This window comes from Leclercia barmai (assembly GCF_049312895.1).
Classification (GTDB): Bacteria; Pseudomonadota; Gammaproteobacteria; order Enterobacterales; family Enterobacteriaceae; genus Enterobacter; species Enterobacter barmai.
The window spans coordinates 177,540-201,307 of record NZ_JBMNWZ010000005.1 but is presented as its reverse complement, the minus strand read 5'-3'; the positions used below and the strand labels follow the sequence as shown (position 1 = coordinate 201,307).

23 protein-coding genes and 1 other RNA gene are annotated in these 23,768 nt (G+C 57.2%); 10 read left to right on the top strand and 14 right to left on the bottom strand.

Annotated features, from left to right (window positions below; all coding sequences use genetic code 11):
- Positions 1-7: 7 nt before the first annotated feature.
- The gene (locus tag ACOYA6_RS18440) at positions 8-403 is read right to left on the bottom strand and encodes a YraN family protein (RefSeq protein WP_422655186.1); all 396 of its coding nucleotides are present in this window, start codon (positions 401-403) and stop codon (positions 8-10) included.
- Positions 361-2,403, bottom strand: coding sequence for a penicillin-binding protein activator (locus ACOYA6_RS18435; RefSeq protein WP_422655185.1), 2,043 nt, complete (start codon positions 2,401-2,403; stop codon positions 361-363). The genes ACOYA6_RS18440 and ACOYA6_RS18435 overlap by 43 nt, the downstream gene beginning before the upstream one ends.
- 62 nt (positions 2,404-2,465) lie before the next feature.
- Between ACOYA6_RS18435 and rsmI the strand changes: the two genes are divergently transcribed.
- A complete protein-coding gene (gene rsmI / locus ACOYA6_RS18430; RefSeq protein ID WP_422655184.1) occupies positions 2,466-3,329 on the top strand; it encodes a 16S rRNA (cytidine(1402)-2'-O)-methyltransferase in 864 nt (287 codons plus the stop codon).
- 4 nt (positions 3,330-3,333) lie between these two features.
- Positions 3,334-4,311, top strand: coding sequence for a Fic family protein (locus ACOYA6_RS18425; protein WP_422655183.1), 978 nt, complete (start codon positions 3,334-3,336; stop codon positions 4,309-4,311).
- Between the two features lie 16 nt (positions 4,312-4,327).
- Here the strand turns inward: ACOYA6_RS18425 and ACOYA6_RS18420 are convergent, their stop codons facing one another.
- The 8 genes from ACOYA6_RS18420 to garD all read right to left on the bottom strand — a co-directional run bounded on the left by ACOYA6_RS18420 (position 4,328) and on the right by garD (position 12,366).
- On the bottom strand, positions 4,328-5,101 hold the full coding sequence (locus tag ACOYA6_RS18420; RefSeq protein WP_039031674.1) for a DeoR/GlpR family DNA-binding transcription regulator: 774 nt from the start codon (positions 5,099-5,101) through the stop codon (positions 4,328-4,330).
- Positions 5,102-5,211: 110 nt separating this feature from the next.
- Positions 5,212-6,255: a galactitol-1-phosphate 5-dehydrogenase gene (gatD, locus tag ACOYA6_RS18415; protein ID WP_422655182.1), complete on the bottom strand. Its 1,044-nt coding sequence runs from the start codon at positions 6,253-6,255 to the stop codon at positions 5,212-5,214.
- A 42-nt stretch (positions 6,256-6,297) separates the two neighbouring features.
- Positions 6,298-7,668: a galactitol-specific PTS transporter subunit IIC gene (locus tag ACOYA6_RS18410; RefSeq protein WP_422655181.1), complete on the bottom strand. Its 1,371-nt coding sequence runs from the start codon at positions 7,666-7,668 to the stop codon at positions 6,298-6,300.
- Between the two features lie 4 nt (positions 7,669-7,672).
- Complete coding sequence (gene gatB, locus ACOYA6_RS18405) at positions 7,673-7,957, bottom strand: PTS galactitol transporter subunit IIB (RefSeq protein WP_139563692.1); 285 nt, start codon at positions 7,955-7,957, stop codon at positions 7,673-7,675.
- 27 nt (positions 7,958-7,984) lie between these two features.
- Positions 7,985-8,452, bottom strand: coding sequence for a PTS galactitol transporter subunit IIA (gene gatA, locus ACOYA6_RS18400; RefSeq protein ID WP_138370293.1), 468 nt, complete (start codon positions 8,450-8,452; stop codon positions 7,985-7,987).
- On the bottom strand, positions 8,449-9,738 hold the full coding sequence (gene gatZ / locus ACOYA6_RS18395) for a tagatose-bisphosphate aldolase subunit GatZ (protein WP_422655180.1): 1,290 nt from the start codon (positions 9,736-9,738) through the stop codon (positions 8,449-8,451). The genes gatA and gatZ overlap by 4 nt, the downstream gene beginning before the upstream one ends.
- 22 nt (positions 9,739-9,760) lie before the next feature.
- Positions 9,761-10,615, bottom strand: coding sequence for a tagatose bisphosphate family class II aldolase (locus tag ACOYA6_RS18390; protein WP_422655179.1), 855 nt, complete (start codon positions 10,613-10,615; stop codon positions 9,761-9,763).
- A gap of 179 nt (positions 10,616-10,794) precedes the next feature.
- The gene (garD, locus tag ACOYA6_RS18385; RefSeq protein ID WP_039031681.1) at positions 10,795-12,366 is read right to left on the bottom strand and encodes a galactarate dehydratase; all 1,572 of its coding nucleotides are present in this window, start codon (positions 12,364-12,366) and stop codon (positions 10,795-10,797) included.
- 414 nt (positions 12,367-12,780) lie between these two features.
- Here garD and garP point away from each other — a divergent pair, with 414 nt between their 5' ends.
- The 5 genes from garP (at position 12,781) to rnpB (ending at position 17,438) form a co-directional block, all read left to right on the top strand.
- Positions 12,781-14,115 (top strand): galactarate/glucarate/glycerate transporter GarP, encoded by a 1,335-nt coding sequence (gene garP, locus ACOYA6_RS18380; RefSeq protein WP_039031682.1) that lies wholly within the window; start codon positions 12,781-12,783, stop codon positions 14,113-14,115.
- 15 nt (positions 14,116-14,130) lie between these two features.
- Positions 14,131-14,901, top strand: a complete 771-nt coding sequence (gene garL / locus ACOYA6_RS18375; RefSeq protein WP_422655178.1) for a 2-dehydro-3-deoxyglucarate aldolase — start codon at positions 14,131-14,133, stop codon at positions 14,899-14,901.
- A gap of 31 nt (positions 14,902-14,932) precedes the next feature.
- Positions 14,933-15,823: a 2-hydroxy-3-oxopropionate reductase gene (gene garR, locus ACOYA6_RS18370; protein ID WP_039031684.1), complete on the top strand. Its 891-nt coding sequence runs from the start codon at positions 14,933-14,935 to the stop codon at positions 15,821-15,823.
- A 60-nt stretch (positions 15,824-15,883) separates the two neighbouring features.
- Positions 15,884-17,029, top strand: a complete 1,146-nt coding sequence (garK, locus tag ACOYA6_RS18365) for a glycerate 2-kinase (protein WP_422655177.1) — start codon at positions 15,884-15,886, stop codon at positions 17,027-17,029.
- Positions 17,030-17,061: 32 nt separating this feature from the next.
- Positions 17,062-17,438, top strand: an RNA gene (gene rnpB, locus ACOYA6_RS18360) — RNase P RNA component class A.
- A 50-nt stretch (positions 17,439-17,488) separates the two neighbouring features.
- Here rnpB and ACOYA6_RS18355 read toward each other — a convergent pair.
- Positions 17,489-18,952 (bottom strand): DUF1254 domain-containing protein, encoded by a 1,464-nt coding sequence (locus tag ACOYA6_RS18355; protein ID WP_422655176.1) that lies wholly within the window; start codon positions 18,950-18,952, stop codon positions 17,489-17,491.
- 314 nt (positions 18,953-19,266) lie between these two features.
- Between ACOYA6_RS18355 and ACOYA6_RS18350 the strand changes: the two genes are divergently transcribed.
- On the top strand, positions 19,267-19,908 hold the full coding sequence (locus ACOYA6_RS18350) for a helix-turn-helix domain-containing protein (RefSeq protein WP_223074566.1): 642 nt from the start codon (positions 19,267-19,269) through the stop codon (positions 19,906-19,908).
- 141 nt (positions 19,909-20,049) lie between these two features.
- Positions 20,050-20,460, top strand: a complete 411-nt coding sequence (locus tag ACOYA6_RS18345; protein ID WP_039031686.1) for a Spy/CpxP family protein refolding chaperone — start codon at positions 20,050-20,052, stop codon at positions 20,458-20,460.
- A 48-nt stretch (positions 20,461-20,508) separates the two neighbouring features.
- Here ACOYA6_RS18345 and ACOYA6_RS18340 read toward each other — a convergent pair whose 3' ends face one another.
- Entirely contained in the window at positions 20,509-21,210 is a 702-nt protein-coding gene (locus tag ACOYA6_RS18340; protein ID WP_039031687.1) for a pirin family protein, read from the bottom strand.
- 105 nt (positions 21,211-21,315) lie between these two features.
- On the opposite strand from ACOYA6_RS18340, the gene ACOYA6_RS18335 reads away from it, so the two are divergent.
- On the top strand, positions 21,316-22,212 hold the full coding sequence (locus ACOYA6_RS18335; RefSeq protein WP_039031688.1) for a LysR family transcriptional regulator: 897 nt from the start codon (positions 21,316-21,318) through the stop codon (positions 22,210-22,212).
- A 39-nt stretch (positions 22,213-22,251) separates the two neighbouring features.
- Here the strand turns inward: ACOYA6_RS18335 and ACOYA6_RS18330 are convergent, their stop codons facing one another.
- Both ACOYA6_RS18330 and ACOYA6_RS18325 read right to left on the bottom strand, forming a co-directional pair.
- Positions 22,252-22,617 (bottom strand): DUF805 domain-containing protein, encoded by a 366-nt coding sequence (locus ACOYA6_RS18330; protein WP_039031689.1) that lies wholly within the window; start codon positions 22,615-22,617, stop codon positions 22,252-22,254.
- Positions 22,618-22,722: 105 nt separating this feature from the next.
- On the bottom strand, positions 22,723-23,709 hold the full coding sequence (locus ACOYA6_RS18325) for a glutathione S-transferase family protein (protein WP_039031690.1): 987 nt from the start codon (positions 23,707-23,709) through the stop codon (positions 22,723-22,725).
- Positions 23,710-23,768: the final 59 nt, after the last annotated feature.

Below are 23,768 nucleotides of genomic sequence, written 5' to 3'. Positions count from 1 at the left end.
ATCTGATTTACGCGTCTGCGCCGAAGGCGTTTTTGAGCCATTCGATGGCGTTTCCGGTGAAGGCTACCACATCGAACCGGCAATCCACAGTGTCAAAGCTGCCATTATGCCGGGCAAGCCACAACTGGGCGGTGTGTAATAATTTATGTTGCTTGGCCCGGGTCACGCTGGCGGCGGCCCCGCCGTAACGGGATGACTGGCGGTAACGCACCTCAATGAAGACGATAGCCGGGCCATCCTGCATGATAAGGTCAATTTCGCCGCCGCGTCCGCGGACGTTGGCGGCGATAAAGCGCAGTCCTTTGCTCTCAAGCCAGCGACGCGCCTGTAATTCGCGCGCGTCGCCGGTCTGTTTGCGGGTTAACTGGCCGGAACGATCTGTCCCTGCTGGTATTTGAGCCATGATAACTTCCTGTTAATCACGCAGTCCTGGGTGGCGGTGAGATCGCCGGTGTTGCCGTTAAGGGTAAAGCCCGGCACCTGGCGCATCTGGGTGAAATGGTTCGCCAGCGCCCAGGCATCCACGCCCATGGCATACAGGCGCGCCAGGGAGTAGTCGTTACGCACGCTGCTGAGCGCCTGCTGCATCAGCTCAGGATTCGCCCCGGCGAGCATCGGGATTTCGCTGTACTGCAGCCCTTCCATTTCGAGACGGAAGTCCGGACCGGCGGTGCCCTGTGCGCTGCGGGAACTGGCATACAGCGACACGCCCGCCTGGCTGCCGTTACGCATGGCGATCATCGGCTTGATAAAGGCGATCTCTTCCGGGGTGGCGACGATGTAGGCCGCATCCACGTTTCCGCCGCCGCTAATCTGCGCATCCGTTGGCGGTGCCGGAATGGTCAGGCCGCCGATGGTCACGCCCTGCTGCTGTGGCAGGCTGGCCGTAACCGGGCTGCCGCTGAGGGCAATACCTGCTCCGCCGTTAACGCCCGCGCGAAGTTCTGAGGTTGAGCCAAATTTCTGCTGCAGAACGATGCCGCCGCCCAGCTGTTGCCACTCCTGGGCAAAGGCGGTCGCAACGCGATCGCCCAGCTGGCTACGCGGGGTCAGCAGCAGGGGAGCCTGCTTGCCCTGCTCATGGATATGGCGCGCCGCATCGCGAGCTTCGTCTTCCGGTGACAGCGCGAAGTAGCAGACGTTCGGGCGATTCTGCACCTGCTCCGGCTGGTTCAGTGCCAGCACGTTCAGCGGGGTGTTACTTCTCACCAGCTCTTCTACGTTATTTTTCAGCAGCGGGCCGACCACGATGCTGGCGCCATCCTGCTGCACCTGATTCAGCACCTGATCGAGCGGCTGGGTGCTGGTGTCATACACTTTTATCTCGGCAGAGGGATTAGCCACGGCCTGTGGCTGAGCGACGGTCTGCGTTGTGTCTGTCGTCGCCGGAGTCTGTACCGGCTCCTGCACGCTGCTTTCCGGCGCGGCGACAGGCTGGGCGGTGGTCAGATCGGTGGTTTCAGCGGCGGACGGGCTCACCACATCTCCGGCGTTAGCCGCCTGGGCGACCTGGGCGGGAACCGCGCTGCCTGCGACGGCGGCGGTGCCGTTTCTCGCCGCTTCAAAACCTTGCTGGATAGTGCGGCCAAAGACGGCGGCCTGGCCACCTAACGGCAGCAGCAGGGCGATTTTGCTGGTGGAAGCAGGCTTGAAGTTCTGCACGTTAACCAGCTGCGTTGGCAGCATGGTGGCGCCCGGGTTGTTCGGATAGCGGGTCTGCCAGTCTTTGATCCCGGCTTTCAGCATGTTCGGATCGTTGCGGTTATCGAACCAGACGCGCTGCAGATCCAGCCAGCCCTGGAGGACATTTTCGTCAGCGTTGATCACCAGCGCATTGGCCTGATCCGGATTCATCGCGGAGAGCGTCTGCCAGGTGGCGTCGATATTTTTCTGTTTTTCCGCAGCGGAGAGCAGCGGCTCCTGGGCAATCAGCGCCCGCAGCAGCGTCAGGGAAGGGCGCCCCTGTTCCGCGGCGATACCGGCCTGCCAGAAACGCGCCTGCTGGTTTTTATCCAGCGTACCGATGTCGATACTGCCGAGGATCTTTTTCGCGCCGGCAACGTCGTTCTGGGCAATTTTCAGCTCGGCGGCCAGCAGCGACTGCTCGCGGCGCTGGGTATCGTTCAAATCCTGCGGCAGCTGGTTAAAGAGATCGGCGGCGTGCTGGGTTTTACCTTCTTTCAGCAGTGCACGAATGGCGAGTAATTGCCAGTTGATCCGGGTATCATTCGAGCTCTGCTCCATCTGGTGCAGATAGAAGCCGGAGTCAGCCTGCGCTGTACCCTCCATATGGGCAGCACTTTGATCGGGCGCCTGTGTGCCACAGCCTGCAAAGAACAGGGCTGCCAGCACCAGCGGAAGGCTGCGCGCGACTTTATTATGAAGAAACGTTAAGGGTACCATACTGTATCCAGTAATATTTTTTACGCAATGCTCAATATTAAATCGGCAATACGGATGAAACAATGAAACAACACGAAACGGCAGATAATTCTCAGGGTCAGCTTTATATTGTACCTACTCCTATCGGGAATTTATCTGATATTACCCAACGTGCCCTCACCGTCTTGCAAAGCGTTGATCTTATTGCGGCTGAAGATACCCGCCATACTGGCCTGCTGCTGCAACATTTCGCCATCAACGCCCGAATGTTTGCTCTGCACGATCATAACGAGCAGCAAAAAGCGGCCATGCTGGTGGCGAAGCTGAAAGAGGGGCAGAGCATCGCCCTGGTGTCCGATGCCGGAACGCCGCTGATTAACGACCCGGGCTATCACCTGGTGCGCACCTGCCGCGAGGCGGGCATCCGTGTGGTGCCGTTGCCGGGGCCGTGCGCCGCCATTGCCGCCCTGAGCGCGGCGGGCCTGCCGTCGGATCGCTTCTGCTACGAAGGCTTCCTGCCCGCTAAATCCAAGGGCCGTCGCGACGTGCTCAAGGCGCTGGAAGCCGAGCCGCGCACGCTGATCTTCTACGAATCCACCCACCGTCTGCTGGAGAGCCTGGAAGACATGGTCGCCGTCTGGGGCGAAGCGCGTTACGTGGTCCTGGCCCGCGAGCTGACCAAAACCTGGGAGACCATCCACGGCCTGCCGGTGGGCGAGCTGCTGGCATGGGTAAAAGAGGACGAAAACCGCCGCAAGGGCGAGATGGTGCTGATTGTCGAAGGGTACAAAGCCGAGGAGGACGCCCTGCCTGCCGATGCCCTGCGCACCCTCGCGCTGCTGCAGGCCGAACTGCCGCTGAAGAAAGCGGCGGCGCTGGCGGCGGAGATCCACGGCGTGAAAAAGAACGCGCTGTATAAGTACGCCCTGGAGCAGCAGGGGGAGTAAGCCGGTGAGCCGCTATCAACCCCCTTTTACGATCACGCCGGCAATCCTTAATCTGGTGATTGAGACGGGGGAGTTGTTGGGGCACTGGGCCGCGCATGCCGGTCGCGCTTCGCCTTTGCTGCGCAAAGAGAATCGTATTCGCACCATCCAGGCATCGCTAGCCATAGAACATAATTCGCTGACTACCGGACAGGTGACGGCAATTATGGATGGGAAACGGGTTCTGGCGCCGGAGAAAGATATCCAGGAAGTCAGAAACGCTATTCAGGCCTATGAACACCTGAATATCTGGCATGCGAGCCGTCTGGAGGATGTATTACATGCCCATCGGATCCTCATGAGAGGGCTGGTGGACAGCCCCGGGCAACTGAGGCGGGGAGATGTTGGTATCTATCGTGGTAATCAGCTAGTACACATGGCGCCGCCGGCCTCCCAGGTGCCGCGTCTGATGGACGATCTTCTCGGCTGGTTAAGCACCACAGATTTACACCCCCTGATAGCCAGTTCTGTTTTCCATTATGAGTTTGAATTTATACATCCCTTTGCCGATGGAAACGGTCGTATGGGGCGTCTTTGGCAAACGCTAATTTTGAGTCAGTGGCGTCCTGAACTGGCCTGGTTACCCGTCGAAACGGTGATCCATTTCCAGCAAACGCAGTATTACGCGATCCTCGGTCAATGCGATAAAGCCAGTGATTGCACAGCGTTTGTAGAGTTTATGCTGCAAAATATTGCCGATGCGCTGCGGGAAAGCATCTCGGCACCTAATCCAGTGTCGGAAAAAATGTCGGATAAAATGTCGGAAAAAGAAGCCACTGTTTTGCAACTTCTGACTGCCCAACCGACGATAACAGCCTCAGCGCTGGCAGCGATGCTGGGAGTAACGTCTCGTACAATAGAGCGCTATCTCAGCGCGTTACAACAAAAAGGGCGGGTGCAACGCGTAGGCCCAAGAAAAGGAGGATACTGGCAGGTCATGTAATAGCCTGCCGGTACTGTCAGACGATAACCACCTCGGCACCGCATTTGCTGAGTAACTCTTTATCCTGCCGACTGATGCCCTGATCGGTAATCACGCAGTCAATCTTCTCCATCGGCAGCACCTGGTTAAACCCGCGACGGTTGAATTTGCTCGCGTCCAGCACCGCAACTACCTTATGCGCGGCTGCCGCCATTACGCTGCTGATCGAATAGCCTTCGTTGAAGGTGGTGATACCGTTAGTGGTGTCGATCCCGTCGGCGCCAACAAACATCAGGTCGGCGCTGATGCCCGCCAGCGAGCGTTCGGCGATGGTGCCATGCATGGAGTGAGTCTTGTGGCGCACCGTGCCGCCGCACACCACTAGGGTGATGTCTTTATTGTCGGAGAGCGCAAAGGCGGCGGGCAGGCTGTTGGTGATCACCGTGATATTGGCCTTCTTCGCCAGCGCTTCAGCGATCAGCATGGTGGTGCTGCCGCTGTCTAAAATCACCGTCATCCCCTCTTCAATCATTGCCACGGCGGCAAGGGCGATACGTTTTTTCGGGTCGCTGGCGAGGCTGTAGCGATCTTCCAGCAGCACCTCCTGGCTTTCGTTCTCGGCCAGATTGCTGCCCGGCCTGGCGGCTCCGCCGTGAAAACGGGTCACCAGACCTTTCTCTTCCAGCAGACGCAGATCGGCGCGGATGGTCACCTCGGAGATGCCAAAAGAATTCGAAAGGTCGAGCACCAACACGCTGCCGTTGGCATTCACCAGATCGACGATTTTGTTCCTTCGCTCAAATGAGTTCATTTTGTTTTGCCTGATAATTAACTCGCTCCAGTTTAATCGAAGGGATGCGAAAGGTGAACGCTAGCGTTCGAAAGTAAATGTGAGCCAGCTCCGGTTGCTGGCTCGTGGGCTCAATCCAGCCGCAGCAGGATTTTGCCCTGCATCGGCGAACCATTCAGAGCCTGAATGGCGCTGGCAAAACTTTCGCTGTTGCCGGTATGGGCGATCAGGGGCGCGAGCTGCAATTTTTTCTCGTTGAGAAGACGGGCCGCGGTTTCCCACTCTTCACCCGGCCAGGGCGCGGAGTAGTTCATCCAGCTGCCCAGCAGGGTCAGCTCTTTACGCAGGATCCTGCCGAAGGTCGCGGAGGATAGCGTCAGGTCGTGATGCAGGGTGCCCACCAGCGCCACCTGGGCGCGGGGCCCGGCAATGTCGATAGCAAGGGCGACGGTTTGCGGCGTACCGGCCGTCTCCAGCACCAGCTGATCGAAACGGGTGTCGTGAAGGGCTGCCAGTATCTCTTCCGCGCTCAGGGTTTTGCTGTTGTAGACCTGCGTCGCCCCCAGGGCTGTCGCCAGCGCCAGCTTGTCGTCATTGATATCAATGGCGGTAACGCTTGCCGCACCTAACGCCAGGGCGCACTGCATGGCCAGCAGGCCAATGGTGCCCGCCCCGACGATAATCACGTTTTTGCCTTCGCAGCCCTGGGCAAGATGGAACGCATGTAGCCCCACGGTAATGGGCTCGATAAACGCGCCGTCTTCAATGGTCATCTCTGCGGGCAGGCGGAACAGGTTGGCGCGCTTCACCACGATGTACTCCGCGTTGCCCCCTTCGCTGCGCGATCCGACAAACTGATACTGCTTACAGAGCGAGAAAAAGCCTTTTTCACACTCTGGGCAGGTAAAGCAGGGCAGCAGCGGCACGCAGGCCACCGCATCGCCAGCCTGCAAATCCTTAACGCCAGCACCGCAGGCGTCGACATAGCCGCTAAATTCATGGCCCAGGGTGATGGGATAGTAGTGCGCTCCTTTGGCAAAAATACGCGGGATATCCGAACCGCAGAGCCCCGAGCAGACGACCCGCACCAGCACGTCATCCTCAGCCTGAATGTGCGGGACAGGGCGCTCTTCTACGCGCACGAGTCCCTCAGCATGAATTACCACTGATTTCATGATTCACTCCAGAAAAAAGAGGGGAGCAGCGCTCCCCGGATATTAAGAAGCCGTCTGGCTCTGTAGCGCCCGTGCTTTTTCGGCCGCCGTAAAGGCCCGGGCGCGACGCCAGGTGAGCAGCACGCCGCTGGCGTAGATGGCGCCAATCACCACGAATCCCACGACGTTTTGCCAGGTGAAGAGCTGGATCAGCAGCCAGGTGACGGGCGAGCCGCCCTGGTCCATGGAGGCCACCATCCCGCCCGCTTTCAGCGCCCCGGCATTCTCCGCAAGCTGCGTGTGCAGGCTGATGGTCTGGGTGGCGATCCACAGGGTGATGCCCATGATGATGACGCCTGAGATCAGGGTGCGGAACAGGTTGCCCTGATGCACCGCCACGGCCATGGCGACGAAGAAGCCGATGGTCGCGAGGTCGCCAAACGGCAGGACCTGGTTACCCGGCACCAGCACCGCAATCAGGATGGTGAGCGGGATAAAGATTAGGCTGGCGGAGACCACCGAGGTGTGACCCAGCAGCAGCGCCGGATCGAGGCCGATCAGGAACTCCTGGCCGCCAAACTTCGCCTGCAGACGCTTACGGGCATGTTTGGCAATCGGCGTCAGGCCATCCATGATGGGCTTGATGACGCGCGGCATCAGCAGCATCACGGCGGCGGTTTTCACCGCCAGCTGCAGGACGTTTTTCGCGTCGTATCCCGCCAGCAGGCCGATGACCAGCCCCATCACGAACCCGACGGTGACCGGCTCACCAAACGGGCCAAAGCGTTTTTGCACATCGTCGGCGCTGAAGTGAATGTTCCTGAGCCCCGGGATCTTCTCGATAAGGGTGTCGACCAGCACCGCGATGGGGCCAAGGTAAGCGGATGACCCGTGCGGAATGGCGATCCCGTCGAGACCAAAGAAGTCCCGCGTGTCCTTCGCAAACCAGTCGCCCAGCTTGTAGACAAAGGCCGCGTGAACCACCACGCCGAGAATGCCGAGCCAGTAAGAGCCGGTCGCCAGGTGCAGCATCGCCCCGGTAAAGGTCATGTGCCAGATGTTCCAGATATCGACGTTCACCACGCGGGTCATGCGGGTGACCAGCATCAGCACGTTAACGCCAATCGCCACCGGGATCGCTACCAGCGCAATCTGCGAGGCCCAGGTCATGGGGGATGAGCCCGGCCAGCCGACGTCCACCACGTGAAGGTTGATCTGGAACTGCTCGGCCATCGCTTTGGCCGCCGGGCCGATGGAGTCGAGCATCAGGCCGATAACCAGCCCGATCCCGACAAAGCCAATCCCGATATGCAGGCCGGATTTAAAGCAGTCGCCCAGCTTCATCCCCAGCAGCTTCGAGAAGATGATGATGACGATGGGCAGCATGACCGTCGGCCCCAGATCGAGGATATACCGCATGATTTCGGTAAACATGATCTTACCCCTCGAGGATGGTCAGGATTTTTTGCTGCAGGGCTTCAATGCCGACGCCCGACACAAACGGCATGCCGTGGACCACCGGGATGTCGCCAAAGGTGCGATCGACTTTCGCGGTGGTGCAGATCAGATCCGCCCCGTCCATATAGGTCTCAATTTCGGTGACCCGGCACTGGACCAGATCCAGCGTGATGTTGTGGGCTTCACACAGCTCTTTGATCTCTTCTGCGGCCATGGTGGAGGTCGCGACGGCACCGCCACAGGCAACGATAACTTTGCGTTTCATAGGGTACTCCTTCTTATTATCAGTATGTTATGAGGCCTGCTTGCAGGGTTCCGCCATCATGATGGCCTCTTCAAACAGCGCCCCCAGCTGGTGGTCCGGCGCGTTAAGCAGCGCTTCCAGCGTGGTTGGGTTTTGCAGCTCACTAAATAACCGGCGCAGGAGAACGAGCTGCGCCGCAGGGTTTTCAACGATCAGGGCGATAATCAGCGACACGGCGATCTCTGCATCGTCGTCCGCCTGTTGAAAATTCACCGGCTTGTCCGGTCGAATCAGGTAGATAGCCGGTTCTTTTGCATGTACCGCCTCACAGTGCGGGATCGCCACGGCATGTTTTTCAAGGGCGATGCCGGTCGGGAATACCGCTTCCCGTTCTACCAGCGCGGCGGGGTAGGTGGCATGCACCACCCCTTTCGCCAGCATCTCCTCGCCAATATGGGCCAGCGCCTGCTGGCAGGTGGCAAAATCAATGCCGGTACGGACAAACAGTTTGCTCATAGCGTCTCCGGGGTTCCGTGGGCGTCAGGGGCGCAGCCGTAGCGGTACGCGCGTAACACGTCCTGTATTTTGTCGATGACCAGATCCTGTGGCGTCGTGGCGATAGTGCGGGCCGTGACGCGTTCAAACTGCATGGGCAGATACTGGCTGATCAGCCCCAGCGGCAGGGTCTGGGTGCCCAGATTCGCGAGCAGTTTCTCCACGCTCTGACGAATACGCGGGTGCGGCCAGTAGTAGCGAATGCGGTCGGACAGGCTAAAGTGAATGTCCACCATCGCCTGGCTCCAGGTCGGGCGATAGTATTTTTTCCAGTAATCCGGCTCGTTGAGCATCACCTCGTCGATCACCTCCAGCACCCGGCTGCGGTTTTCCGGGGCGATCAGCGCCGCTTCCATCTGCGCCAGGGCAAAAATCGCCTCGCGCAGGGCGAAGGTGAGGGCCGGGCCGACCTTGAGGATCGCAAAGTGATCCCGCACCAGCTCCCGGTAGGCCTGACGGGACTGATAATCTGTAGAGTGGGCTTCATAGACCATCGGCGTCTGGCGGATCCAGCCCGAGAGCGCTTTGGCGGCCTGCGGCTGATAGTGGATGATCTGGGTATGGTCGAACTCCACGCCGGGTTGTACCACGATGGCAATCACGCGGGTCATCGCCTCATCCAGCCCCAGGGCGTGGAACGCGGTCTGGTGCGTTTCAAGAGTGCGGGCGGCATCTTCTACGCGGGTGACGTGCACGCTGTCGATGCTGCTGACCTCCCCGCCCGGCACCGGCACTTCGGTACCAATCACGTAGGTCAGCGCCGCCTTCTGCGCGTCGGTGGCGGTCTCTTCCGCCGCCCGGCACAGCCGCGCCGCACGCTGCGCCACCACCACCGGATCCAACGGCACCGGATCGTCGGCGCAGGACATCGACGCGTCGAGATGGATTTTGCTGAAGCCCGCGGCCACATAAGCCTTAATCAGCGCGACGGCTTTCTCCATCGCCGTCTCTGCGGGCTCGTTCTGCCAGCAGTTGGGGCCCAGATGGTCGCCGCCGAGGATCAACCGCTGCTGCGGGAACCCGACTTTTTCGGCTATGTTGAGCACAAAATCGCGGAAATCAGCTGGTTTCATGCCGGTATAGCCGCCGTACTGATTCACCTGATTGGACGTGGCTTCAATCAGCACGCTGTTGTCAGTGTCCAGATCGAAGCGCAGGGCCGCCTCGATCACCAGCGGGTGCGCTGAGCAGACTGAACAGATGCCGAGATGTTCTCCCGCCTTGTGGCGGGCAATAATATTTTTCACCGTTTCCTCCGGTTCGCGTGGTTTACAGTTTGCCTTCGCAGCCACAGTCGTTAATGACTTTGCGCACCACCTCTTTCATGGCGGCTTTGGCGGGGATCATGTAGTGACGGGGATCGCTGGCCTCGGGGTGTTCGGCCAGCCAGGTTTTCAGGGCGTCGGAAAAGGCAATTTTCAGCTCGGTGGCGACGTTCACTTTGCAGATGCCGAGATCGATTGCCCGGCGGATATCAGCGGCTGAAAGGCCAGAGGCACCGTGCAGCACCAGCGGCACCTCCACCTGACTGCGGATCTCCGCCAGGCGCTCAAAATCGAGTTTTGGCGTGGCGGTATAGAGGCCGTGGGCGGTGCCGATGGCGACCGCGAGGGAGTCGATACCGGTCAGCGCCACGAACTCGCGGGCCTGCTGCGGATGGGTATAGAGGGCGTCTTTGCTGTCGACCACCAGGTCATCTTCCTGCCCGCCGAGGCGGCCCAGTTCCGCCTCCACGCTGACGTCATACCGGTGGCAGTAGTCGGTGACCTCCTTCACCAGCGCCACGTTGTCGGCAAAGGGCAGGTGCGAGCCGTCGATCATCGCCGAGCGCACACCGGCCTGCACTTTCTGTGCAATATCATCGAGCGTTTCGTGATGATCGAGGTGGATCGCCAGCGGCTGGTTCCAGGTTTTTGCCAGCGCGTCAGCGATGGCCACGATGTTGCCGATCCCGGCGTAGCTGAAGGTGCCGGGCGTACCGGCGACGATCAGCGGCGAGCGCATCTCGGCAGCCGTCTCGACAACCACCTGCAGCGTTTCGAGGTTATGAATATTGAAAGCCGGCACCGCATAACCTTCCCGCTGGGCTTTGGTGAGCATCGCTTTGGTCGAAATGATGTACATCCTTCCTCCGAAACCTTTCGTTTGTTTTCTTCGAAAGAAGATATAGTGTTTCGGAATGCTTTTTTGTGATTGATATCGTAAAAACGAAAGAAGCGAAAGTGAAAGGAAGGTTGCGAAAGAACGAAAGGCAAAAAAAAAGCATGGCCGAAGCCATGCTAAAGTGAGGTTTACTGCAAAACTCAGGTCACCGGTGCCGGGTTAAATACCGCCAGCTGGTTATGTAATCCCCATTGATCGGAGAACGTCTTCTTACGGCCGCTCGCCACGTCGAGGATGAAATGGAACAGCTTCCAGCCCACGTCCTCAATGCTCTCTTCCCCGGTGGCGATGGTGCCCGCGTTAATATCCATCAGATCGAACCAGCGATTAGCCAGCTCGGTGCGGGTTGCCATTTTGATCACCGGAACCGCCATCAGGCCGTACGGCGTGCCGCGCCCGGTGGTGAACACCTGAACGGTGATCCCGGAGGCCACCTGCTGGGTGCCGCAGACGAAATCGCTGGCAGGCGTGGCGGCGTAGATCAGGCCGCGTTTGGTTGGACGCTGGCCCGGAGAGAGCACCTCAACGATGGCGCTCTGGCCCGATTTGGCGATAGAGCCCAGCGCTTTTTCCACCACGTTCGCCAGGCCGCCTTTCTTGTTGCCTGGAGAGGGGTTGGCGCTACGGTCGGTTTTACCCATATCGAGATAATTATCGTACCAGGCCATCTCTTCCAGCAGGCGTTTGCCCACCTCTTCGTTGATGGCGCGTGGCGTCAGGAGGTGGATCGCATCGCGCACCTCGGTCACTTCGGAGAACATCACCGTGGCGCCACAGCGCACCAGCAGGTCCGAGGCATAACCCACGGCCGGGTTAGCGGTCACGCCGGAGAAGGCGTCGCTGCCCCCGCACTGCATGCCTACCACCAGCTCAGAAGCCGGGCAGGTTTCACGCTTGCGCTGATTGAGTTTTGTCAGATGGCGCTCCGCGACCTGCAGAATGTCATCCACCATGGAGCGGAAGCCGACGTGCTGCTCGTCCTGCAGACGCACGATGCTGGCGCTGTCGACAGGAATGGCCTGGGTATCTTCGGTCCCCTGCAGCAGTTTCTCAGGCACGAGTTTTTCGCAGCCGAGGCCGACCACCATCACTTCACCGCCAAAGTTCGGGTTCAGGGCGATATTGTGGACGGTACGGATCGGCACGATGGCCGCCGGGGCGTTGATCGCCACGCCGCAGCCGTAAAGGTGGTTCAGACCCACCACGCCGTCGACGTTCGGGTATTTTGGCAGCAGATCGCGCTCGATGATCTTCACCACGAAATCGACCACCCCCGCCACGCAGTGCACGCTGGTGCTGATGCCAAGCAGGTTTTTGGTGCCCACGCTGCCGTCCGCATTGCGATAGCCTTCAAAGGTGTATCCTTCCAGGGCTGGCATTGGCTCCGGTACGCGGGTTGCCAGCGGCAGGGTATTCAGCGGCGGGGCTTCCGGCAGGGCGACCAGCGATTCATCAATCCAGCTGCCCTGCGGGATCGCCCGCACGGCATAGCCGATGACTTCGCCGTAACGCACGATTTCGCCCTGCGCCGGGATATCGACCAGCGCCACTTTATGGCCCTGCGGAATATGCTCGATCAGCTCAAGCCCGTCCGGGAAACGCGTTCCGGCTTTTAACCCCTGATCGTTAACAATAATCGCCACGTTATCGGTGTCGTGCACCTTAATATAAAACGCGGTCGGCGACGTTTGTCGAATTTCAATGTCGGCCATTGTCCAGTATTCTCCAGCGAATGGGGGATAATTAATGGGTAAAAGAGTACGTCTATTTTCTTGTTATAGGAAATAAAGACTCTGCTCAGTGGAATAAAGAATGTCAGGCGCTGGGAATTAATAATGTGATCGCGATCACTCATTTTTGACCTTCGCCTGCGCATAAGGGGGGCAATGGTGAAATCTGTGCATCAGCGCCCAGGGGGTTGTGCATATGCTCAAAATAATATTCATCACGCCGCCGATAATTGAGCGTTGACACAATGCGCGGTGCAGGGCGCTTGATTATACTCATTAACGCTTTCATGGATTCGGTTAATTAACCGCGATTACCTGTTATTAGCAAAATAATCAGGAATGCCTCGCTCTAAAAATAATAAAAACACTTTCATTGATGTACCAGAGGAAATAAATATGTTGCTGGATACTACCGTTGAAACAAAAAAGGGTGCCCCTACCCGTTATTTAATATTGCTCATTATCTTTATTGTTACCGCAGTCAATTACGCTGACCGCGCCACGCTCTCTATTGCCGGAACGGAAGTCGCCAAAGAGCTGCAGTTAAGCGCCGTGTCGATGGGCTACATCTTCTCCGCCTTCGGCTGGGCCTACCTGCTGATGCAGATCCCCGGCGGCTGGCTGCTGGATAAGTTCGGTTCGAAAAAGGTTTATACCTACAGCCTGTTCTTCTGGTCGCTGTTCACCTTCCTGCAGGGCTTTGTGGATCTCTTCCCGCTGGCGTGGGCAGGCGTTTCGATGTTCTTTATGCGCTTTATGCTCGGCTTCTCCGAGGCGCCATCCTTCCCGGCTAACGCCCGCATCGTGGCGGCCTGGTTCCCGACCAAAGAGCGCGGCACGGCATCGGCGATTTTTAACTCCGCCCAGTATTTCTCGCTGGCGCTGTTCTCCCCGCTGCTCGGCTGGCTCACCTTCGCCTGGGGCTGGGAACATGTCTTTACCGTGATGGGCGTGATTGGCTTTGTGCTGACCGGCCTGTGGGTGAAACTGATTCACAACCCAACCGACCACCCACGTATGAGCGCTGAGGAGCTGAAGTTTATCAAGGACGGCGGCGCGGTGGTCGACATGGACCACAAAAAGCCGGGCGACAAAGCGGCCAGCGGTCCGAAGCTGCATTACATCAAACAGCTATTGTCCAACCGCATGATGCTGGGCGTGTTTTTCGGGCAATACTTTATCAACACCATCACCTGGTTCTTCCTCACCTGGTTCCCGATTTACCTGGTGCAGGAGAAGGGGATGTCGATTCTGAAGGTGGGTCTGGTGGCCTCCATCCCGGCGCTGTGCGGTTTTGCCGGTGGCGTACTGGGCGGCGTCTTCTCGGATCACCTGATTAAGAAAGGGAAGTCGATTACCCTGGCGCGTAAGCTGCCGATTGTGCTGGGTATGCTGCTGGCCTCCTCAATCATTCTGTGCAACTACACCAACAACACCGCGCTGGTGGTAGGGCTGATGGCGCTGGCCTTCTTCGGTAAAGGGTTTGGCGCTCTGGGCTGGCCGGTTATTTCCGATACCGCGCCAAAAGAGATTGTCGGCCTGTGCGGTGGTGTGTTTAACGTCTTTGGCAACGTAGCGTCAATCGTCACTCCGCTGGTGATTGGCTATCTGGTCAGTGAACTGCATTCGTTCAACGCGGCCCTAGTATTCGTCGGGTGTTCGGCGCTGATGGCGATGTTCTGCTACCTGTTCGTAGTGGGTGACATCAAACGTATGGAATTGCAGAAATAAGCAAAGGTATAAGCGATGAGTAACGATATTTTCCCGAACAAATTTAAAGCGGCCCTCGCGGCGCATCAGATTCAGATCGGCTGCTGGTCCGCGCTGGCAAGCCCAATCAGCACCGAAGTGCTGGGGCTGGCAGGTTTTGACTGGCTGGTGCTGGACGGTGAACATGCGCCGAACGACGTCACCACGTTTATCCCGCAGCTGATGGCGCTGAAAGGCAGCCACAGCGCGCCGGTTGTGCGCGTCCCGACCAACGAGCCGGTGATTATCAAGCGCCTGCTGGATATCGGTTTCTACAACTTCCTGATCCCGTTTGTAGAGAACGTCGAAGAGGCGGTGCAGGCGGTGGCCTCTACCCGCTATCCGCCAGAAGGCATTCGCGGCGTGTCGGTCTCCCATCGCGCCAATATGTTCGGCACCGTGCCGGACTACCTGACCCAGTCGAACAAGAACATCACCATCCTGGTACAGATTGAGAGCCAGCAGGGCGTGGATAACGTTGATGCCATTGCCGCCACTGACGGCGTAGACGGCATCTTCGTCGGCCCAAGCGATCTGGCGGCGGCCTTTGGCCACCTGGGTAACGCTAACCATCCGGAAGTGCAGCGCGCCATTCAGCACATCTTTGCCCGCGCCAAAGCGCACGGTAAGCCGTCCGGTATTCTGGCGCCGGTTGAGGCCGATGCCCGCCGTTACCTGGAATGGGGCGCGACCTTTGTTGCCGTTGGCAGCGACCTTGGCGTGTTCCGCTCCGCCACCCAGAAGTTAGCTGATTCCTTCAAGAAATAACCACCACCACTGAATAAAGAGAGACGCAAATATGACACTGAAAGTTGGTTTTATTGGCCTGGGTATCATGGGTAAACCAATGAGTAAAAACCTCATCAAAGCAGGTTACTCACTGGTGGTTGCAGACCGTAACCCTGAAGCCATTGCCGACGTGATTGCCGCAGGCGCAGAAACCGCCGCCACGGCAAAAGCCATTGCCGAGCAGTGCGATGTGATCATCACCATGCTGCCAAACTCCCCGCACGTAAAAGAGGTGGCGCTGGGTGAAGGCGGCATCATTGAAGGAGCCAAACCGGGCACCGTGGTGATCGACATGAGCTCCATCGCACCGCTGGCCAGCCGTGAAATCAGCGAAGCGTTGAAAGCGAAGGGCATCGACATGCTGGATGCGCCGGTCAGCGGCGGCGAGCCGAAAGCCATCGACGGTACCCTCTCGGTGATGGTGGGCGGCGATAAGGCGATTTTCGACAAGTACTACGACCTGCTGAAAGCGATGGCCGGTTCTGTGGTGCATACCGGTGAGATTGGCGCGGGTAACGTAACCAAGCTGGCAAACCAGGTGATTGTGGCCCTGAACATTGCGGCGATGTCCGAAGCGCTGACCCTGGCGACCAAAGCGGGCGTGAACCCGGATCTGGTTTATCAGGCCATTCGCGGCGGCCTGGCAGGCAGCACCGTGCTGGATGCCAAAGCGCCAATGGTGATGGATCGTAACTTCAAGCCTGGCTTCCGTATCGATCTGCACATCAAGGATCTGGCCAACGCGCTGGACACGTCTCACGGTGTGGGCGCGCAGCTGCCTCTGACCGCGGCGGTGATGGAGATGATGCAGGCCCTGCGTGCCGACGGGCTGGGGACGGCAGACCACAGCGCCATCGCATGCTATTACGAAAAACTGGCGAAAGTGGAAGTCACTCGCTAACAAAGACGGGCGCGGGAACGCGCCCGCTATTTTTGCCTTAAGCGGTAACAGGCTATAACTATGAAAATCGTAATCGCCCCTGACTCTTATAAAGAAAGCCTGTCTGCCACCGAGGTAGCGCGGGCGATAGAAAAAGGCTTTCGGGAGATCTTTCCCGATGCAGAGTATGTTTCGGTTCCCGTGGCGGATGGCGGGGAGGGAACGGTTGAAGCGATGATTGCCGCCACCAACGGCACAATGCAGCACGCAGTTGTGACGGGCCCACTGGGCGAAAGCGTCAATGCCTGCTGGGGGATCTCCGGCGATGGCGTGACGGCATTTATCGAGATGGCGTCTGCCAGCGGTCTGGCACTGGTTCCACCGGCACAGCGCAACCCGTTAATCACCACTACCCGCGGGACGGGGGAGCTGATCCTCGCGGCACTGGATAAAGGCGCGCGCAATATCATTATCGGGATTGGCGGCAGCGCGACCAACGACGGCGGCGCGGGAATGGTTCAGGCCCTCGGCGCAAAACTGACGGACGCCAACGGCACCGAGATCGGCCACGGCGGCGGCAGCCTGATGGCGCTGAACAACATTGATATTACGGCTCTCGATCCGCGCCTTAAATCCTGTGCGATCCGCGTGGCCTGCGACGTGAGCAATCCGCTGATCGGCGAGCAGGGCGCATCCCGCATCTTTGGCCCGCAGAAAGGGGCGACAGAAGCCAATATCCTGGAGCTCGACAACAATCTTTCCCACTACGCCGATGTGATTAATACCGCACTGCGTATTGATGTCAAAAATGTCCCTGGCGCAGGCGCGGCAGGCGGCATGGGCGCCGCGCTAATGGCGTTTCTGGGTGCGGAGCTGAAAAGCGGCATCGAAATCGTCACCCAGGCGCTGAATCTCGAAGAGCATATTCACGACTGTACCTGGGTGGTGACCGGTGAAGGGCGCCTGGACAGTCAAAGTATTCACGGCAAAGTGCCGGTGGGCGTGGCGCGCGTCGCCAGCAAATACCGCAAGCCGGTGATCGGCATTGCCGGCAGCCTGACCACGGATGTCGGCGTGGTGCATCAGTATGGCATCGACGCGGTATTCAGCGTTCTGACCAGCATCAGCACCCTGGAGGAGGCGTTCCGCGGCGCGTTTGACAATATTTATCGCGCCTCGCGCAATATTGCCGCCACCCTGCAGGTGGGGATGCGCACGGAAGGGTGACAGCGACGTACAAACCCTCTATACTGCGCGCCGAAGCTGACCAGACAGTCGCCGCTTCGTCGTCGTCCCTTTCGGGGGAGACGGGCGGAGGGGAGGAAAGTCCGGGCTCCATAGGGCAGGGTGCCAGGTAACGCCTGGGGGGGAAACCCACGACCAGTGCAACAGAGAGCAAACCGCCGATGGCCCACGCAAGTGGGATCAGGTAAGGGTGAAAGGGTGCGGTAAGAGCGCACCGCGCGGCTGGTAACAGTCCGTGGCACGGTAAACTCCACCCGGAGCAAGGCCAAATAGGGGTTCACATGGTACGGCCCGTACTGAACCCGGGTAGGCTGCTTGAGCCAGTGAGCGATTGCTGGCCTAGATGAATGACTGTCCACGACAGAACCCGGCTTATCGGTCAGCTTCAACTCTTTATAAAACCCCGCTTCGGCGGGGTTTTTGCTTTGTAGCTGGCAGGAGTTACTTCGTCATTTCAATTTTTGGTGGCTGCCAGGTGCCATCAAGAATGGCTTTTTCACCCCAGTAGGCGCGGATATAGAGTGAGAAAACTCCGTCAGGCGCCGGAAGCCAGTTATTCACTTTTGCCTCACCCGGATTGGTTTTACTCACATACAGCGTCAGCGAACCATCGGCGTTATATTTGAGATTCTGATTTTTTGTCCCCAGCGAATAACGATTCAGTTCGTTCGGGCTGAACAGATGCTTACTGTTGTACAGCGTCAATGACCAGAATCCCTTAACAGGCGGAAGACCCCCTTGCGGGAATGTCACCGTGTAATCATGATCGCCTGAAAGCTGGCTGCCGTTACCCGCATTGTCCGTGTAGAAATATTGGGTTTCATCAGGCTTATTATCGAACATATTCGATTTTGACGTCCCGGTACGGTTGTAATAATCGACCCCGAACTGGGCATTATTCTTCGAACGGTTCCAGCCGTTGCCCGCCGGTACGCCATTATTTTTCCATTTAAAGAAATCGGCGATGACGGTTTTATCCGTTTGAACTGCGGCTTCGTCCATCCATTTACGAATTTGCGGATCCTTTTTACCGGCCTCAACCAGATGACGATACTGGTTATACATGGCCTCTTCACCCGGCAGTGGCGGAACTTTATTCAACACGTTAGCAAACTGGTCAAAGAATTTTTCTGGAACAACCCACCGGGTTTCACCGGAATTTGGATCCGGTTTATCACCAATCGCCGGGATTGTAGAGTATTCATATGACTTCATTTTGCCCGTGAATTCGCTGAGCGGGTACGTCATCACCTCTTTGATGGGGGCCTGAATTGCGGCGCGATCCTCTGGGGTATCATCCATCTGAATGCGCGGGATAACGTTCGCCATCTCAGTGGATGAATGTATTACGCCTGCGAAGCCTTTTGGCGTCTCCCCTTTCCAGTTAGGCCCAACCAAAAGGTAAAAGCCCGGTTTGGTCCCGTAGGGTTTGCCCACATTACCAATCTGATTCGTACGCGCGTCATAGATAGCATAGACCCAGAAGCGCTCGCCAAAATCAGGAACCTGAATGACCGCCGGCTCTTTATCCAGTTCAAAGAAGCCCAGGCCGTAAGCCACATCCTGGTTTGGACAGGTCACAAAGGTCTCCTGCGGCTTGATATAGTCGGTCAGCATGCTCAGCTGACCCATCGGCGCGACGGGTACCATGCCGCCATTCAGCGCAGGATACGGCGCTTTGGTGATCGTCTCGCGACGGTTAAACTGGTTTACCATCGGCCAGCCCCAGATATAGGCCTGCTGCGCGATGGCTTTGACATAAGATTCCGGCATCGTCACTTCTGCCGGTGTGGTTGCCAGTTCATCAAACTTTGTCGCCTGAGGAATGGTTAAAGGAGCGGACTGTGCCGTTACGCCAGCGCTGAATATCAGGGCGGTCGCTACTGTCAGATATTTAAGCTTCATAATTGAACACCTTACTTATTTGTTTGTACCAGGTCGTCAGGGGGCCGGATATCTTCATTAAAATTCAATTAAGCAATGGGTTAAGGTCGATAATGAGCACGCCTCACTTTTGTCAAAGAAAGGCATAGCGGCGCTCTCGTTTTTAACAATAAAAACGGTTAAGGTATTTGAATGCGTGTTGCTTAATCTGGTTTATTAGTTTACGCGCATTTTTTGTTTGCGATAGTCCATGCCGGGACTTATGCCGAAATTGACGCCCGGTGTTGCCCTGAGGGCTATAATGTCAATTTGCATTATTACTAACGGAGAGTTCGATGCAGTTTGTCTTTGAAAAAATTCATGAGCACTACCGGACTCTTGACCTTAATAAGCACCAGGAGGACGTTATTGCTTGTGCAAAAACTTTTTCACTCAACGCAAATGAACCACTTATTATAGAGCCAGGTTCAATTTATTATGTTTCGGAAGGCGTATTATCAATCGCAATGGATGAAGATCCCAGAATCATTGGCACTACTATCGAATTTATGCCCGTCGGCCTACTGGAGTGGATGTGCCCGGTCATCTCCTTCAACTATATGACGCTTACTGCTGCAACAATATTACAAATAAGTGTGGATGATTTTGAACGGATATTTTACGACACATCTAAGAGTTATATGAAAGAGCTGACGACAATTCTTTCCTATATGCTCATTGTGGCTTTAGATGTTCATGTCGAGAGAAGAACAGATTCTGGCTATCACACTATCAAAGCCATGTTACGGCGCTATCTTTACCGAAGAAGCGTGAATACCAAGGAAAATGAGGGGATTGCGAACTTTATCATTCGCAGAACCAATCTCTCCAGAAGTTATGTTTTTCGGGTGCTTGCAGAATTAAAGGAAGGGCAATATATCACCGTTAAAAAAGGGAAACTGATTTCAATCGACAGGACCCTGCCACATGATTTTTAGTACTGGCAACTATCAGGCGTAAGGCTCGTAAGATCCCTGTGCTTACATACAAAATTGTTTATATACTTCCTCACAGATCCTCATCCGTAATTGAAAAATACTCCCCGGGTTCTTCCCTGACAGATAATTAAGGATTGTGAGATGAAAAAGATTTTCCGTATCGCGCTGCTGACGGCATCGCTGACAGGCTTTGCTGGCGTGGCACAGGCGGCAGAGGTGACAACTGCGCCGCAGCCTGCCCAGGATCCTGTCGTTCAGCAATTGAAACTCAGCAGTGAGCAGACCGCTAAGATTAAGGCTCTGCACCAGCAGCTGGAAGAAAACGTCAATAAGATCCCGACCAACGACGTGAAAAATGGCACGCTGATCGACGTGATCCAGTCTGGTAAATGGGATGAGAAAGCGGTGAAGGGCCAGCTGGCTGCGATCGGCCACATTGAGGAGCAGGCGCGTTACTATCGCGTGAAATATTACTTCGATGTGAGCCAGGTTCTGACTCCGGAACAGCGCGCCGAGGTACGCTCACAGATCGCCCAGGCCATGAGCCAGTAAGCCATTCGTGCAGGCCGGGTAAGCATGAGCAAACCCGGCAGCATGGACTCAGACAGGCAAATCAATCAGCAGCGCACGCAAAGGCGTGTCGGCTACCAGCGTGATATTCGCCTCGTCGCGGATAAACGCCCCATCCCCGCAGGTTAACGCTTCACGCTCCTCTGCTGGGGTCTGCGCATGTACCGTGCCGTGAATAGATTGCAGGTAGGCGCGCGGGCCGTGCAGCTGAAAACTCAGACGCTCCCCTTTATCCAGCTCGATATGGTGCAGCCACACCTGCTGGCGAAGTTGCAGGCTGCCTGAACTGCCATCCGGCGAGGCCAGCAGCTGCTGTTTCGCATCCAGCAGGTCGATCTTCTGCAGCAGCGGGTTTTCCCGCTCCGGGCAGGCATCCAGCCACAGCTGCAGACGCGTCAGCGTCTTGTCTTTGCTGAGGTTATGTTCGCTATAGCTGATGCCGGGCTGGGTGGCTATCAACAATGCTTCACCGGCTTTCGCCTGGACATGGTTGCCCTCGCTGTCGCGGTACTCTGCTTCGCCTTCAAGGATCAGGTTCAGGATATCCACTTTTGGATAGGTACGCGGCTGGAACGAGGCCCCCGGTGCGAGAACTTCCTGGTTCAGTACACGCAAAGAGGCATAGCCCAGCAGTTTCGGGTCAAAGTAGTGTCCAAAGGAAAAGGTGTAGCGGGCCTGCAGCCAACCGAAATCGGCTTGTCCGCACTGTTTAGCTGTTCTTGTCGTAATCATAAAACTTGACCTCTCTTTACACTAAAACAATGGTAAAGGTATGGACGCTGCATTGTTAGCCAGATATTCTGCCCGGTATGTTCAAATTTCCTGAATGAGAACGCCATGGCTAAAGAGAGAGCATTGACCCTTGAAGCGCTGCGCGTGATGGACGCCATCGATCGTCGCGGTAGCTTCGCTGCAGCAGCAGATGAACTGGGGCGCGTGCCATCTGCCCTGAGCTACACCATGCAGAAGCTGGAAGAAGAGCTGGATGTGGTGCTGTTTGACCGCTCCGGTCACCGAACAAAATTCACCAACGTCGGGCGAATGCTGCTGGAGCGCGGGCGCGTGTTGCTGGAAGCGGCGGATAAGCTGACCACCGACGCCGAAGCGCTGGCCCGCGGCTGGGAAACGCACCTGACGCTGGTCACCGAAGCGCTGGTACCTACTGCGGCACTCTACCCGCTGGTGGAGCGTCTGGCGGATAAAGCCAATACCCAGCTTTCCATTATCACCGAAGTGCTCGCCGGGGCGTGGGAGCGTCTGGAGCAGGGCCGGGCGGATATTGTGATTGCGCCGGACATGCACTTCCGCTCTTCGTCGGAGATCAACTCCCGCAAGCTCTATACCGTAATGAACGTGTACGTTGCCGCGCCGGATCACCCGATTCATCAGGAACCCGAGCCGCTGTCTGAAGTAACCCGCGTAAAATACCGCGGCGTGGCGGTGGCCGATACCGCCCGCGAGCGTCCGGTATTAACCGTTCAGCTGCTGGATAAACAGCCGCGCCTCACCGTCAGTACGCTGGAAGATAAGCGTCAGGCGCTGCTGGCCGGATTGGGCGTGGCCACCATGCCGTATCCGTTTGTCGAAAAAGATATTGCCGAAGGGCGTCTGCGGGTTGTCAGCCCGGAGTACACAAGCGAAGTGGATATCATTATGGCGTGGCGTCGTGACAGCATGGGCGAGGCCAAATCCTGGTGTCTGCGCGAGATCCAGAAGCTCTTTACCCAGAAGTAACCTGTTGGCCCGGCAAGCATAGCGCCGCCGGGCAACCTGTCATTTGTTCAGCAGTGGATCCGGCCCAAAGCGGTTTTCACCTTCCGTACCGCGCTGGCAGTTGAAGATCACAATGATCAACCAGCCGATAATCGGAATGAGCGCCAGCAGCAGCCACCACGCCGTTCGGTCGGTATCATGCAGCCGGCGAAACAGCACGGCCCATGAGGGCAGCAGCACCAGCAAGCCATACAGGGTGGTCAGAATACCTTCGCCGCCAGCCCGTTCCCAGCCCAGCATCTTGTCGATCAGCCCCAGCACGCAAATCAGAATGAAGTTCACCAGGGTGAACATCCAGAACTCTTTGCGCCGGGCGCGACCTTTAAACCCAATATAATTCCGCAGTACTTTCAGATACCAGTCCATGTTTTTGACCTCAATAGCAATTAATCACTTGTTTTCTAAGCGATCCACTAAAGCATAGACGGGAATAAAGGGGTGTAAAGGGCGCCGGAACAGCGCCCCTGAGGCTTAGCCGAAGCGGACGTCGCGCCCGTGCGGTTCGTTCAGATCCTGCCACGGGCCAATGGAAATAATGCCCGTCGGATTGATGGTTTTATGGCTGCGATAGTAGTGGTTACGGATGTGGTCAAAATCCACCGTCTCCGCGATCCCCGGCATCTGATAAATGTCGCGCAGGAAACCGTACAGGTTGAGGTAATCGCTGATCCGGTGTTTGTCGCACTTAAAATGGGTGACGTAAACCGGGTCAAAGCGCACCAGCGTGGTCCACAGACGAATATCCGCTTCGGTCAGCTGGTTGCCGGTCAGATAGCGGTGCTGGCCCAGGATCTGCTCCAGACGCTCCAGCGACTTAAAGACGTTAGTCACGGCTTCATCATAGGCTTCCTGGCTGGTGGCAAAACCGGCCTTATAGACGCCGTTATTGACGTTGTCGTAGATCCAGCTATTCAGGTCATCAATCTTATCGCGCAGCGCAGGCGGATAATAATCGCCCGCCCGGGCTCCGTGGGCATCAAACGCGGTGTTAAACATGCGGATGATTTCGGCGGACTCATTGCTGACGATGGTCTGATTTTTCTTGTCCCACAGTACCGGAACGGTAACGCGGCCGGTGTAGTGCGGATCGGCGCGCAGGTAGAGCTGGTAAAGAAAATCATGGTGATAGAGCGAGTCGCCGGTGGCCGCCGGGAAGTCATCGCCAAAGGTCCAGCCGTTCTCCAGCATCAGCGGATGCACCACCGAGACGGGGATCAGCGAGTCCAGCCCCTTCAGGGCGCGGACGATCAGGGTACGGTGCGCCCACGGACAGGCCAGAGAAACATAGAGGTGATAACGATCTTTCTCGGCCGCAAAGCCGCCTTCACCGCTCGGGCCAGGCGCACCGTCGGCGGTGAGCCAGTTACGGAAGGCCGAAACAGAACGTTTGAAACGTCCCCCGGTTGATTTGGTGTCATACCAGGTATCCTGCCAGACGCCGTCTACGAGTTGTCCCATTTATTCCTCCTTAGATAGCAAAAGCGAGGAGAGATCTCCTCGCTTTTTGATTCAGTATA